We start from the raw sequence: 14,921 nt of genomic DNA, 5'->3' as shown, positions 1-14,921 counted from the left end.
CAATTGTTTTTAAAAAATAATTTTTTTAAATAATTTAAATTTTTTCATTTCTTTTTAAATAAACAAATTAAATAAACAAATGTTTTTGTCATCTTTTTTGGCTTTTGACTGCACTATTTTTGACCTCGTATTTTGCCGATTAAATAATTTATAAATCAAAAAAATCATTAAAAACAATAGGATAATAAAACGTTTTTGTGTCGCCCTACAATTATCACCGATTGTTGAACAATGTTCAGTTTTTTAGCCTGTGCAAGCGCGCAAAAATACCCTTTTCAAAAATTTTTTAACAGTGAAACCGCAGTTTTGAAAAATATTGTCCCAATAGGGAACAATTGTACAGGGAATCACTAAAGTTACGTCATTTATAATTTAAATCGATTTAAAAAGATTGAAAGAATAAAGCGGTCTTCATAGCCGGTCTTCTTTATCAGATGGAAAGTTTCATATCACCACGGTTAAAAAGGCCACTATTACCAGCAGGCGCGAAGAGGCGGGTATCATCGGGTAATGCAGAAGGAGCGGTGTTAAAGGGCGATACAGAACAAGTGGTGTTACGGGTGAAACAGAAGATGCAACGTTATAAAGCAAGAAAGAATGGACGGTTTTTTGCTCTTAAAAAATCGAATGGAATTCCGTGATGGGCGTTTACGGGTGTTGAAGCGGCGAGGTTTAAAAGAAAAGCAGAAACGGGAACGGAAAAACGGACCGAATGAAAATGTGAGGATAGGTTAAGGAGAGGGAAAAACGAAACCGTGGGTGGATGGAGTTGGGCGTCAACAGTTAGACGCAGACGCAAATAGCTTGAGTTAGACTGCGATAGATAGACATAGATAAACAACGGCGCGGATAGTGGAACAAGGAGGGATGCAGCCAGGGATAGAAAGATATAGATTGATAACAGCGCGGTTAGAAGAACAAAGACGCGGTTATCCGGATATATAGACAAAAAGCGTAGATGGAGGAGAAGCCGTCGCCGTCAGATAGATGCCGACGCGGATAGATGGATTTAGACCGCGATAGATGGACAAGGAGGCGGAAAGAGGGACAAAGAAGCGGAGACAAGACAGCAGCCAAGGATAGAAAGACATAGATTGATAACAGCGCGGATAGAAGAACAAAGACGCGGTTATCCGGATATATAGACAAAAAGCGTGGATGGAGGAAAAGCCGTCGCCGTCAGATAGATGCCGACGCGGATAGCTGGATTTAGGCTGCGATAGATAGACAAGGAGGCGGAAAGAGGGACAGAGAGGCGGAGACAAGACAGCAGCCGCGGATAGATAATGGCGATAGATAACGGCACGGATAGAGGAACAAAGACGCAGAAAGGAGGAAGCAGATAGAGAGACGAAGGCGCGGATAGAGGGACAAAAGAGGGGATAGAGGGAGAAAATCGAGGAAATAAGGAGGACGATATCGGGTTATCTTTTCGGCGTTTCCGGTTTTTCTCTCTGATAAAAAATCATGGGCTTAAAAAGCGGTTCTAGCAAACCCGATTTTTACGTGAAATCAATATGGGGCGATTATCCGGAATAATTCATTCTCCGACATAATTTTCCGGCATAAAAGTACAAAATTTTTTGGCGTAAAAGCACAAAAGAGGAGTCGCACTCGCCAATAGAGTTCGGTATAAGAAAACCGTTTATTTCTGAAGGAAGGTAAAAGAACCTTCACATAGGACGGAGAAAATTATGGCCAATGTAGTGGTTGTCGGCGCACAATGGGGCGACGAAGGAAAAGGCAAGATTGTTGACTGGTTATCCGAGCGTGCAGATGTTGTTGTACGCTATCAAGGCGGACACAACGCCGGACATACATTGGTTATAGATGGAACAAGTTACAAGTTGTCACTTTTCCCGTCGGGCGTTGTTCGTGGAAAACTGTCAATTATCGGCAATGGCGTTGTTGTTGATCCGCACCATTTTGTTGAAGAGCTGAAAAAACTCAGAGATCAGGGAATTAAAATTACACCTGACAATTTGCGTATTGCTGAAAATGCACCGCTCATTCTTTCGCTTCATCGCGATCTTGATGCAGCGCGTGAGGATGCCACATCGAGTCTCAAAATCGGTACGACAAAACGCGGCATCGGTCCGGCTTATGAAGATAAGGTCGGCCGTCGGTCCATTCGCGTGATGGATCTTGCAGAACCTGATACTTTGATGGCAAAAATCGAACGTCTGCTTGCCCACCACAATCCGCTTCGCCGCGGCATGGGAAAACCTGAAATCGACCCGAAAACACTTTATGACGAACTGATGGAAGTCGCCGCCGACATTCTTCCCTTTATGGATCGCACATGGAAGTTGCTTGATGAACAGCGTCGCGCCGGTTCGCGCATTCTTTTTGAAGGCGCCCAGGGCGCGCTTCTTGATAATGATTTCGGCACATATCCATATGTGACTTCATCCAATACGATTGCCGGTCAGGCTGCGACAGGATCGGGCATGGGGCCGGGGGCAATCAACTATGTTCTGGGAATTGCCAAGGCCTATACCACGCGCGTTGGTGAAGGCCCGTTTCCGACCGAACAGAAAAATGAAGCAGGCGAATATCTCGGAACACACGGACATGAATATGGCGTTGTAACCGGACGCAAGCGTCGTTGTGGATGGTTTGATGCGGTATTGTTGCGCCAGATGATTGCTGTTTGCGGCATTAACGGCATTGCTTTGACAAAGCTTGATGTTCTTGACGGGCTTGACGAGATCAAATTGTGCGTCGGCTATGAGCTTGATGGCAAAAAAATCGACTATATGCCTTCCTCCATGGGCGCACAGACCCGCCTGAAACCTATTTACGAGACAATGGAAGGCTGGAAAGAAACCACTGCCGGCGCAAGAAGCTGGGCAGAATTGCCTGCAAAAGCCGTAAAATATGTTCGTCATATTGAAGAATTGATCGGTGCTCCGGTAGCACTTTTGTCAACGAGTCCGGAACGTCTGGATACAATTCTTGTGACGGATCCGTTTGAAGACAGGTAAAATGACGTTATTTTTCTTGACATTATGCGAAGATGTCAGAAATTGACGATTGTTTTATAAGGCTATATTTATTTAGTCTCAAAATATAAGCTTACCGGATAGAGTTGTTTAAGAACAATATTGGTCAACAATCGGTAGCAACCGACCGATTAATCGGTTGCCGGTTGTTGTAAATATGAGAAAGCAAAAAACCGATGGCGAATTTCGCAGGTTTATTGAAAAAGACGATCGACGCTCAGGAAAATCCCACACCACAGTTGCGGGCGCGGGTTTATGCCCGCGCACGTGAAACGGTCGAGCGGAAACTTGCCGAGACCAATGTTCCTCAAAACGTTGCTGAAGCACAAATGAAAGCACTTGATTATGCTATCAAAAGTGTTGAAGCCGACTATGTCGCGGTTGAACAGGAATTGCTTTCTACCATCATGGTAAGGAAACCGGATGAACATTCGCCGGCACCTGATACCGATTTTGCAAAATCGGCAATAAACAATCCGGAAATCGAAAAAAATATAACGTCAGCACACCCGTTTCCGTTTTCGCATGAAAATGCGGGCAATGATGTCCATGGGCAGGTTCCTGAACGTTCGGAACGGGAAGAACAGTCTGCCGCTTCTCTAACAAATCATGAAAGAGAAATTCCGGTCGGGGGGGCTGATAACCGGTTTTATGCTTCACGAGGAGAAGTCCATCATGGAAGCAGAAATGAAAATAAAGAACATGTGAGCCATAGGGAAACACCCGTTGCTTCCGGCGAAGCCGTTTCCCGAAATAGTGAAATCCCGTCGTCAGGGTCGGGTAAACAGGAAGAAGCGTACAGCAGGTCGGAAGACGCTTCCACTGTGGCAGCACAACAACCCGACAATTATCGCGCCTATAAAACAGTGCCGGATGCCGAACCGGTCAACATGGAAGCCATTATTGCGGCTGAAAAAGAGGCTTTGGAAGAACAAGCCGAAAAAGAACAACAATCGGCGAAAGCCTTGGGCAATAATCAACAAAATGGCGATTATGATATTGTTTCGGATATTTTTGTGCAAGCTGCCCGCCGTACGGAACGTCGTGCTGCGCGAAAGCGGGCGATTGTGATCGGTCTGTCAAGTGCAGCAGTCATTATTGTGGTGGCCGGTGTTCTTTTGACAGCCTGGAGTTTCCTTTCAGGCAAAGACAAATCACATGAAGCGGAAAAACATGTTGCCGGAAACAGTGTGAGCGAACAACCCAAAGAAAAATTCACACAGCGATTGCTGGAGGATGGCAGCGAAGTTGATGAAGGCCCTGCGAAAGCGGCAGCCAAACCGGGTGAAGGCACGTCAACATCGGCTGGCACAACCGGAACTGCAAACCAGCAGGAACAAGCCGGAGAGGCAACATTCTATCAGGCGCGCACCTATCAGAAGGACGAAAAAGTCGAAACAGGTACAGTTCAATGGTCTTTGGTCAAGGACAAAGCCAATGCGCAAAATCCGGAAGAACTTGCGGTGCGCGGCAATGTTACAATTCCCGACGAGAAATTATCTTTAAGGTTGACGATCCGGCGCAATACGGATCCGTCATTACCTGCTGCCTATCTTATTGAAGCTATTTTTATTGTCCCCGATGATTTTGAAGGCAAGGCAATCGACAATGTTCATGAATTGACATTCAAGGATAGCGAACAGGCTCCCGGACAACAGTTGACCGGAACAGTCGAGGCGAAGATCGACGATGATTTCTTCCTCTTTGCATTAAGTGGTGCCAATCCGTTCAGGGATCGCAACTTGCAACTTATGAAGCAATTGGGGTGGATCAGGCTGGTTGTTACCGACAAAAACAGCCGTATTTCGGAATTGACTTTTTCCAAAGGACCAAATGGTGAAACTATTTTCAATCAGGTTATCGATAGCTGGTTGAACCAGAACAACAAGCCTACCCTCTACGATCAGAAGCAGAATTCTACCACTAAAAATACCGATAATCAGGGAGGTGAAGAAGGCGGAAATGGTGGAGTTGCGCCACAGGTAAACTCCGGTGAAAACAGCGAAACCGGTCATAATGGGGAAGGTAATCCCGATAGTCGGTCTTAGAATAATCAATCGAATTTGAATGTTGAAGGAACAAATAGCGGTAAGACACCGGATAACGGTGAGGCAACCGATGGAGGGGAAGAGGATACCGAATAATATCTTCTATTCAGTTTCCTCTTAATCCCGACATCCAGCTCAATTCTTCATGGCCTGTCGGCAAACAATTGACCTTACAGTTCACTCTTCCGGCAATTGGTAGAGAGCAAAGAAAAAACAATAACCGGATGCGGGCGACAAAATTCCGGTTACAGCTTTAAGAATGACGATAGTCTCTGTTGCTGTTGCTGTTGCTGTTGCTGTTGCTTTCACGATGATTGGTTCACTCCCGTCACGGCTGAACATTAAAAACAGAAAGGCTCTTGCGAGCCTTTTTGATTTGCCGGATCGAGAGGAAATTCTACCGTTTTTATTCTTATTGCTTTCAAAGTGAAATCAAAAAACTTGAAACGCTGTTCAAGCCATTTTACTTCGCGGTTGCCGATGCAATTTTCTTTTGTGTGGTCGGTAAAAGCGCATGTTTTTGGGCAATAGCTTCTGCTTTGACTGCGTTTTGCACTTTTTCAAAAGCACGCACTTCAATTTGACGAACACGCTCACGGCTAATTCCGAACTCGGTCGAAAGCTCTTCCAGAGTGACAGGATCATCGGACAGACGGCGGGCTTTAAAAATCTTTTTTTCACGATCGTTCAGACTATCCATAGCCTTTTCCAACATGGCACGGCGATTTTCAAGCTCGTCCTCTTCGATCAATAGCTGTTCCTGGCTTCTTGAATCATCAACCAGCCAATCCTGCCATTCTCCACTTTCACCTTCGCTGGCACGGATCGGTGCATTCAACGATGTGTCGCCTGACAGACGACGGTTCATCGAGATGACATCATCCTCGCTGACATTGAGGCGGGTTGCAATTTCTTTCACTTGTTCAGGATTGAGGTCTCCATCGTCCAGAGCCTGAATTTTGCTTTTGACTTTTCTTAAATTGAAAAACAGCCGCTTCTGATTGGCGGTGGTGCCCATTTTAACAAGGCTCCACGAGCGTAAAACATATTCCTGAATGGAAGCCTTGATCCACCACATAGCATAAGTGGCAAGTCTGAAACCGCGTTCCGGCTCGAAACGTTTGACAGCCTGCATCAGGCCGACATTCCCCTCGGAAATAACCTCGCCGATCGGTAACCCGTAACCACGATAACCCATTGCAATTTTCGCAACGAGTCTTAAATGACTGGTAACAAGTTTATGTGCTGCCTTCGGGTCGTTATGCTCGCGATAGCGCTTTGCAAGCATATATTCTTCCTGCGGCTCCAGCATAGGAAACCGGCGTATCTCTTCCAGATACCGGGCAAGTCCCCCATCACCGTTGGCAACTGATGGTAAATTTGTCTGGGCCATAAAGCACCCTCCTTTAGCGCGTTCTCCCGTCATAGGCGAAAACGAAAAATATCCTTTTAGAATAGGATGTAACAAGCATATTACACCTTCTATATGGCCTTTTTAAGAAACAAGCAGATGTCAGGTTGACGTTCCATCAAACAAACCCGCCAAAGCCAGAATAGTTTCACCTAAATTTCCGAAATGCCCCGATAAGGTCGAGCATATCAGTTGGCAGGCCACTCGTAAAGCGCATGATTTTCCCGCTGGATGGATGTTCAAAGGCAAGTGTCGCGGCATGAAGAGCCTGTCGCGGGAAAGTGCCGACAATTGCTTTCAATTCTTCGGGTAATATGTTGGCTTTGGTTTTGAAAGCACCACCATAAACCTGATCGCCGACCAAAGGGTGGCCGATGTGAGCCATATGCACACGGATCTGGTGTGTGCGGCCTGTTTCCAAACGGCATTCGATCAGACTTGCAATCGCTTCTTTTTCATTGTTGCCCCCGAATGTTTCTATGACCCGATAATGCGTAATCGCATGGCGGGCATCCATCTGTGTTGGCGAGACAACAGCTCTTTTCGTGCGATCGCGCGATGAACGTCCAAGATAGGTGTCAACCACGCCGGTTTGTCGCTCGAAAGCACCCCAAACGACAGCCTGATAGCTCCGCTCAAGCGCACCCTGTCGGCCATGGTCGGCAAATTGACGGCTCAGCATATTATGGGCATGGTCATTTTTGGCGACCACCATGACCCCGCTCGTATCCTTGTCCAGCCGGTGAACAATTCCGGGGCGTTTTACGCCACCAATACCCGAAAGCGAAGAGCCGCAATGGTGAATGAGAGCATTGACCATTGTTCCCGTCTCGTTACCATTGCCGGGATGGACAACAAGGCCTACAGGCTTGTCGATAACTATAAGATCGTCATCCTCATAGAGAATATCAAGATCTATTGCTTCACCTTGTGGGCGCGCAGCAACCGGTTCCGGCAAAGAAAACTCGATTGAATCGCCACTTTTCAATCTGGTTTTCGGCTCCAGAACCGGAATCCGATTAATTTTCAATTGTCCTTCGCGAATGAGTGCCTGAAGGCGCGAACGCGACATTTCCTGACATTTTTTTGCCAGCCATTGGTCGACACGTTGGCCTTCGGCTGTATCGTCACTTACCAGTCTGATCAAATTTTATCCTGCTCATATGCGAAAGTCGTAAATTTGCATTTCCGGCAAAAAGTCATCGCCTTCTTGCCGGAAACAGTCACTTTATTTTACCATTCCGAGATGGCTTTGGTATCAAGAAATTGCTTGATTCCCCAGATACCACCTTCACGGGCATGGCCGGAATATTTGACACCACCGAAGAAGCTTTCCTTCGGCAAGCTCAAACCGTTGACTTCAACCATGCCGGAACGCAATGCTGTGGCAACGCGGTGGCATCTTTCCTTGTCTTCGGATTGGACATAGTTGGTCAGCCCATAATCCGTGTCATTGGCCATCGCTATGGCTTCTTCTTCACTGTCAAAAGGAATCATCGACAGAACCGGCCCAAAAATTTCCTCACGGAAAATTCTCATATCCGGTTTGACATCGGCAAAAACGGTCGGGCGGACAAAATAGCCGTGCTTGAAACCGTCAGCCAAGCCCGTTCCACCGGCAAGAAGCGTTGCACCTTCGTCGATACCCGATTGGATAAGGCCCTGGATTTTTTCAAACTGGGCTTTGGATACAACCGGTCCGAGATGGTTCCCGTGTTCGCTTGCCACAGCAAGTTTGACGTTATTCGCTACTTCTTTCGCCGTTTTTTTGGCTTTTTCATAAATGGAACGCTCGACAAACATACGTGTTGGTGCATTGCAACTTTGTCCGCTATTGTTGAAGCACGCTAGAACGCTCCATTTGACAGCATCTTCACGGGCATCAGCAAAAACCAGATTGGCACCTTTACCACCAAGCTCCAGATCAACATGTTTTAATGTGTCGGCTGCATTTTTGGAAATTGCTTTGCCAACGCGGGTCGAACCGGTAAAGCTTATCATTGCAATGTCAGGATGTCCGGAAAGACATGTTCCAACACCGGCACCATCACCATTGACGAGATTGAACACGCCCTTGGGAAGACCCGCCTCATCAATAATATCGGCATATAATAGGCCGGAAAGCGGAGCAATTTCAGACGGCTTCAAAACCATCGTACAACCGGCAAGCAATGCCGGAATAACCTTCAGGTTGATCAGGTTCATTGGCCAATTCCATGGTGTAATGAGACCGACGACCCCGACTGGTTCATATTGAAGCGCACTATCCTTGTGACCTTTGACAAGTTCTGTCTCAAACGAAAAATGCTTAAAGCTATCAATAAAGCCTTCGATAAAGTAAGCGCCGCCTCCGACTTGTTGTTCCAAGGCCATATCAATGGGGGCACCCATTTCGGTTGAAATGGCTTTTGCCATTTCACCTCTGCGCCGGTTATAGATGGCCAATATTTTTTCAACAAAAGTCAAACGTTTTTGCGGGTCGGTGTGCTTCCATCCCTCAAAGGCTGCTTTTGCAGCTGCAACTGCACGATCGACATCCTTTGACGTGCCATTGCTGATGACAGCACAAGCTTCTTCCGTGGACGGGTCAATTACTTTGAGGTCATGGGCCTCGGCTGCTTCAACCCAGGCGCCATTTATATAAAATTTGCGTTTATCTAACATATTTATCCTTTTAAGGCCCACTCAGGGCAATATCTTATCGGCTTTCCTTTTCCCGAAGCCCCAAGACATCCACATTGGAAAAACGTCTGTCGTTCAAAAAAATAGAAGAGCCGGTATTTCCGTGCAAACGGCTTTTTAAAAAATACGATTGCTCTTATTATTTAGACTGCGATCATAGCTATTAAAGTGTTGTCGTTTGTTTTTTAAAAAAGCCGCGAGAAGACAAGATACAAGAAAGTCCCGTTAAAACACTATAAATACGGTAAATTTTTAACGGCCTTATAAGCCGAACGACCTTTTAAAGAGGGGCTATATCGGAAAGCGAAAAACCAGAGGGGGGAACCACCGCATTGGCGATTGTTTCTGTCTCGTTGCTCTTGCCGGAATGGATAACAAGGCCTTTCTGTTGATAACTATAAAATCATCAGTTTCATCGAACATATCAAAGTCTGTTGCTTCGCCTTGCAAGCGTGCGGTAATTAGCTTCGGTAAGCCTAACTTCGATGATATTACCATTTTTCAATATGGTTTCCGGTTTTGGTTTTCAATCGGGTTTTTGTCCCTAAAACCAGATTTTGATTGATCTTCAACTGCCTTTCGCGAATGAGTGCCTGAAGGCGCGAACGCGACATTTCCTGACATTTTTTTGCCAGCCATTGGTCGACACGTTGGCCTTCGGCCGAGTCATCACTTACCAGTCTGATCAAATTTTATCCTGCTCATATGCGAAAGTCGTAAATTTGCATTTCCGGCAAAAAGTCATCTCCTTCTTGCCGGAAACAATCATTTTATTTTACCATTCCGAGATGGCTTTGGTATCAAGAAATTCTGTAATTCCCCAAATGCCGCCTTCGCGGGCATGGCCGGAATATTTGACACCACCGAAATAGCTTCCCTTCGGCAAGGTCAAACCGTTGACTTCAACCATGCCGGAACGCAATGCTGTGGCAACGCGGTGGCATCTTTCCTTGTCTTCGGATTGGACATAGTTGGTCAGGCCATAATCTGTATCATTGGCCATCGCCAAAGCTTCTTCTTCGCTGTCAAAAGGAATCATCGACAGAACCGGCCCGAAAATTTCCTCGCGGAAAATTCTCATATTCGGTGTGACATCGGCAAAAACAGTCGGGCGAACAAAATAGCCGTGATTGATGCCTTCGGGCAAACCCGTTCCGCCAGCAAGAAGTGTTGCACCTTCGTCGATACCCGACTGGATAAGGCCCTGGATTTTTTCAAACTGGGCTTTGGATACAACCGGTCCGAGATGGTTACCGTGTTCGCTTGCCACAGCAAGTTTGACATTATTTGCTACTTCTTTCGCCGTTTTTTTGGCTTTTTCATAAATCGAACACTCGACAAACATACGGGTCGGTGCATTGCAGCTCTGGCCGCTATTATTGAAACACCTTAAAACACTCCATTTGACAGCATTTTCACGGGCATCGGCAAAAACCAGATTGGCGCCTTTGCCTCCAAGCTCCAGCCCCACACGTTTCAATGTGTCGGCTGCATTTTTGGAAATTGCTTTGCCTGCGCGGGTAGAGCCGGTAAAGCTTATCATTGCAATGTCAGGATGGCCGGAAAGACGTGTACCGACACCCGCACCATCGCCGTTGACAAGATTGAACACACCCTTCGGAACCCCTGCCTGATCGATGATGTCGGCAAAAAGCAAAGCGGAAAGAGGTGCAATTTCCGACGGTTTCAAAACCATGGTACAACCGGCAAGCAATGCCGGAATGACCTTCAAAGTAATCTGGTTCATTGGCCAGTTCCATGGCGTAATGAGACCGACGACGCCGATAGGCTCATATTGTAAAGCACTATCCTTATGACCTTTGACAAGTTCGGACTGGAATGAAAAATGTAAAAAACTGTCGATAAATGTTTCAATATGGCGACCGCCTGCACCGACCTGCTGTTCAATAGCCATATCGATAGGCGCACCCATTTCGGTCGAAATTGCCTTTGCCATCTCGCCTTTGCGCTGATTATAGATGGCCAATATCTTTTCAACAAAAGTCAGACGTTTTTGCGGGTCGGTGTGTTTCCACCCTTCAAAGGCTGCTTTTGCTGCTTCGACGGCCCGATCGGCATCCTTTTCGGTGCCATTGCTGATGACAGCACAAACTTCTTCGGTTGAAGGATCAATGACCTCCAAATCGCGTGCTTCAACCGGTTCCACCCATGCACCATTTATATAGAATTTGCGTTTATCCAACATAGTTTATCCCTTCAAGTCCTCGCCAACTCGTTTATATCCGTTTCACCTCTATCCAAAGCGATAAGACGCTGATGTCGGCAAAACTTTTATGTTAAAAATATGCCATTCCGGTATGTGCGAACAAACCGGTTTTTTGAAAATTCCGGTTTTTGAAAAATCAAGCCGGTTTGTAGGAAACCCAATTTTTCAGAATTATCGGTGTCAGACAAGCACAAAACCGGACAAGTCCAAAAAATGCGCTTGTTTAAACCTTAACGTCCTGAAATCCGGTTTCATAAAATCCATGCCTGCAATTTCCGGATTTTCAATTTCCGGTTTTTGGCAAGATCTATTTTCCGGTTGTCGGGCTTGTTCCGGTTGTCGAGCCTGTTCCGGTTGTCGGGCTTGTTATTATCCTGTTCTCACAACTTGATACGGGAATTTCCATATTTGCAGTTCGGTTTGCGTCGATAAATTTGACGTAATAGGAATTGATCGTCAAATCAAAATATCGTTGATTGGTTTTACGGTAGGGAAGCGCCTGTTCGGCCTTGAGAATTCGGCAATATTGGCCGAGATTTTTATTGAGATAACTGTTGGCATAGGCCTCAAGATCGTCTTTTGTGGAACCTTCGGCAAGAGGCTCGTTCGTTTTCAAAGTCAGCGTAAGCGAATGCGCGCGCACTTTAACATGGGTCAAGGTTACAACGTCGAACTTCAGCACGCTGTGTTTGAATTGCCGATCAAGCTGTTTTTGGCGTTGGGCAAGGTTGATTAATGGCTGGATCGGGCTTGGCCCTTCGGTCTGGAAAGCCATATAGGCACTCATTGCAAGAGCACCGGTGGCAATCACCATGAGTTTCTGTGGTACTTTCAGGAGCCTCATGACGATAGAGAACAATACCAACGCGATTATGAGTATCGTAACGACGATCTCGATACCGTGCAGGTCAAATGGCAATATATAGATCAGTTCTTCCATGGCTTGGTCATCGTCAATTTCATTCGGGCCGAATTATAAAGCAGAATTCTTAATTATAAGATGATAGCAGACGGAATATGCTTTTCCACACCTCACAGTTGAAAGGATATATCCACATCAAAAGTTCCTTCTTAAGCGGTCGGGTTGTTATTTTTAATTTATGTTATTATACTATACCCCTCATATATGTGATTTTGGTTGACGGTTATTGATCCGACCCTAATTTTTACGATAAACTTTATCGTTGTTGTGGGCAATTATCCAATCGTCTTTAGCCCTTTATCAAATTTTCGGTTTTGTTTGACGGAAGATTTGATTGAAGCGAATCCGTTTGTTTTTATTCGGGAAAAGGGCAAACCTCAACATCGTGAGATTTGGTAATGCAACGGTCTTCATTTGCGCGTCATTCGCACGCTTATTGATGAAGAGATATGTTTTGCGCGCAGAAAAAATGCGGGCTTTAAAAAAGACATATCAGGAAGAAGGAAGAACATATGTCAGAAACGACACTACAACCACTCACTGTCAAAGATATTCCCATTGTCGGAAACAAGGAACTGCGAAAAGTTATCTGTGCAGCAGGTCTCGGAAATGCCATTGAATGGTTCGATTTTAGTGTCTACGGTTTTCTGGCAGTCATTATCGGACACACGTTTTTTGCTTCCGCTCCCCAATCGGTTCAATTGATCGCCTCGCTTGCAACCTTTTCCATTCCTTTTCTGTTCCGGCCGATGGGCGGCGCCATTTTCGGTTATCTTGGCGATAAATACGGTCGCAAAAACATTCTCTCTTTTACAATCATTTTGATGTCGGCAAGCACATTTGCCATCGGCCTCATTCCCTCTTATGCGACAATCGGGGTATTTGCGCCCCTTTTATTACTTCTCGCTAAAATCATACAGGGGCTTTCCGTTGGTGGCGAATATGCCGGTGCGGTGGTTTTTGTCAGCGAATATTCACCGGATAGAAAACGTGGTTTTATGGCAAGCTGGCTCGATTTCGGTTCCATTGCCGGTTTTCTCGTCGGTGCTCTGGTGGTGTCGACGATTTCTCTTGTGATCGGGCAGGATGCAATGGGCGATTGGGGCTGGCGTATCCCCTTCTTCATTTCACTGCCGCTGGGATTGATCGGCCTTTTTTTGAGAAAATCACTGGATGAATCGCCCACTTATGAAGCCCAAAATAACAATTCGGCCGAGATGGAAGAACAGGAAAAAGTCGAGACAACATCTGTCGGTACGATCATCAAGGAAAACCTCAACGGCATTGTTATCAGTTGTCTTTTGGTTGTTGCGGTGAATTCGACCTATTATATGTTGCTCACCTATATGCCGAACTTTTTATCCGTCAATCTCGGCTATAGTTATGACCATGGTGTTCTTATTATCATTGTTGTCATGGCGTTCATGCTTCTGGTGCAACCGCTTGTCGGTTTTTTAAGCGATAAAATCGGTCGCAAACCGTTTCTGTTTATAGGTTCTGTCGGTCAATTCTTTCTTGCAATTCCCGCTTTTTATATGGTTATGCATCACAATGTGTTTATGATTGCAGGGGGAATTGCCGTTCTTGCGGTTCTTCTTTGCTGTTTCATCGGTGTTATGGCCTCTATCCTTCCGGCACTTTTCCCGACAGACGTACGCTTCAGAACGCTTGCAATCTGTTTCAATATTGCGGTGTTGATTGCCGGTCTTACGCCACCTATTGCAGCCTGGCTTGTTGAAACCTTGCAATCTCTTTATATGCCGGCCTATTATCTTATGGTGGTTGCGGTTTTCGGCTTTATTGCAGCCGTCAAAATGCCGGAAACGGCTAATCGCCCGTTAAAAGACGCAACGCCGGTTGCTTCATCCAAAACCGAAGCAAAAGAAGTTTTGCAGGAACATTTCGATTATATCGAAGATCAGGTCAACGAGATTGAAAACAAAATCTCCGACCTTGAGGAACAACGGCAAAATCTTGTCGATCAACACCCGAAACTCAATTGATTGAAAAATGTGTTTGTTGTGATTGAAAAATGTGTTTGTTGCATTTTGTTGACGACCAACCGGCTTTTTGCCCTCAAAGCCCGTTGGCCGACCTGACAGATGCAGGGGATTTGCCGGAGGTTTCCGGCATATCGTTTAGCGTCTGAAACCGGCATCAACCACATTTTCCATAACGACGAAGGTGGATGTACTTGCCACATAGGGCAAGGTCGAAATTTTTTCGCCAAGAACAATACGGTAACGCTTGATGTCGCTGGTTCGCACTTTCAAAAGATAGTCGAACGAGCTTGCAATCATGTGACATTCTTCCACTTCCCGTATTTTTTTAACGGCGGCGTTGAAAGCCCGCAAAGCTTCTTCTCTTGTGTCGGAAAGTTTCACTTCCGCAAAAGCAATATGTTCAAGTCCCATTTTTGCAGGGTTAAGAACGGCACGAAAGCCGGTGATATAGCCTTCATTGACAAGCCTTTTCAAACGCAATTGGCAAGGCGTTTTGGATAGGCCGACTTTCTCGGAAAGTTCGGTAATAGATATACGGCCGTTTTCAACAAGCGCATCAATAATACGATTATCAATGCGGTCAATTTCACTATTTTTTTCTTCCATTAATGTAAAAAACCCCA

11 protein-coding genes are annotated in these 14,921 nt (G+C 45.8%); 3 read left to right on the top strand and 8 right to left on the bottom strand.

All coding sequences use genetic code 11. The features are described from left to right. Positions 1-1,694: 1,694 nt before the first annotated feature. Positions 1,695-2,987 carry an adenylosuccinate synthase gene (locus GQS64_RS11775; protein ID WP_077993850.1) on the top strand — a complete coding sequence of 431 codons (1,293 nt, stop codon included), beginning with the start codon at positions 1,695-1,697 and terminating at the stop codon, positions 2,985-2,987. 194 nt (positions 2,988-3,181) lie between these two features. After that, complete coding sequence (locus tag GQS64_RS11770; RefSeq protein ID WP_198231733.1) at positions 3,182-5,053, top strand: hypothetical protein; 1,872 nt, start codon at positions 3,182-3,184, stop codon at positions 5,051-5,053. A gap of 177 nt (positions 5,054-5,230) precedes the next feature. Here the strand turns inward: GQS64_RS11770 and GQS64_RS11765 are convergent, their stop codons facing one another. The 7 genes from GQS64_RS11765 to GQS64_RS11735 form a co-directional block, all read right to left on the bottom strand. After that, positions 5,231-5,362, bottom strand: coding sequence for a hypothetical protein (locus GQS64_RS11765; protein WP_256435151.1), 132 nt, complete (start codon positions 5,360-5,362; stop codon positions 5,231-5,233). A gap of 154 nt (positions 5,363-5,516) precedes the next feature. Further along, entirely contained in the window at positions 5,517-6,446 is a 930-nt protein-coding gene (gene rpoH / locus GQS64_RS11760) for an RNA polymerase sigma factor RpoH (RefSeq protein WP_077993848.1), read from the bottom strand. Between the two features lie 166 nt (positions 6,447-6,612). Continuing rightward, entirely contained in the window at positions 6,613-7,611 is a 999-nt protein-coding gene (locus GQS64_RS11755) for an RluA family pseudouridine synthase (protein WP_198231732.1), read from the bottom strand. Between the two features lie 86 nt (positions 7,612-7,697). Continuing rightward, positions 7,698-9,128, bottom strand: a complete 1,431-nt coding sequence (locus GQS64_RS11750) for an aldehyde dehydrogenase family protein (protein ID WP_198231731.1) — start codon at positions 9,126-9,128, stop codon at positions 7,698-7,700. 509 nt (positions 9,129-9,637) lie between these two features. Continuing rightward, positions 9,638-9,835 carry a hypothetical protein gene (locus GQS64_RS11745; protein ID WP_198231730.1) on the bottom strand — a complete coding sequence of 66 codons (198 nt, stop codon included), beginning with the start codon at positions 9,833-9,835 and terminating at the stop codon, positions 9,638-9,640. 86 nt (positions 9,836-9,921) lie between these two features. Next, positions 9,922-11,352: an aldehyde dehydrogenase family protein gene (locus GQS64_RS11740; protein ID WP_198231729.1), complete on the bottom strand. Its 1,431-nt coding sequence runs from the start codon at positions 11,350-11,352 to the stop codon at positions 9,922-9,924. A 328-nt stretch (positions 11,353-11,680) separates the two neighbouring features. Next, on the bottom strand, positions 11,681-12,313 hold the full coding sequence (locus tag GQS64_RS11735; protein WP_198231728.1) for a hypothetical protein: 633 nt from the start codon (positions 12,311-12,313) through the stop codon (positions 11,681-11,683). Positions 12,314-12,807: 494 nt separating this feature from the next. On the opposite strand from GQS64_RS11735, the gene proP reads away from it, so the two are divergent. Beyond that, entirely contained in the window at positions 12,808-14,298 is a 1,491-nt protein-coding gene (gene proP, locus GQS64_RS11730) for a glycine betaine/L-proline transporter ProP (protein WP_198231727.1), read from the top strand. Positions 14,299-14,433: 135 nt separating this feature from the next. On the opposite strand, the gene GQS64_RS11725 is transcribed toward proP, so the two are convergent. After that, positions 14,434-14,904: an Lrp/AsnC family transcriptional regulator gene (locus GQS64_RS11725; RefSeq protein ID WP_198231726.1), complete on the bottom strand. Its 471-nt coding sequence runs from the start codon at positions 14,902-14,904 to the stop codon at positions 14,434-14,436. Between the last annotated feature and the right edge of the window lie 17 nt (positions 14,905-14,921).

Source organism: Bartonella sp. P0282, assembly GCF_048452985.1.
Classification (GTDB): domain Bacteria; phylum Pseudomonadota; class Alphaproteobacteria; order Rhizobiales; family Rhizobiaceae; genus Bartonella; species Bartonella choladocola.
The sequence above is the reverse complement of the archived record's forward strand: the minus strand, read 5'-3'. Positions and strand labels throughout refer to the sequence as shown.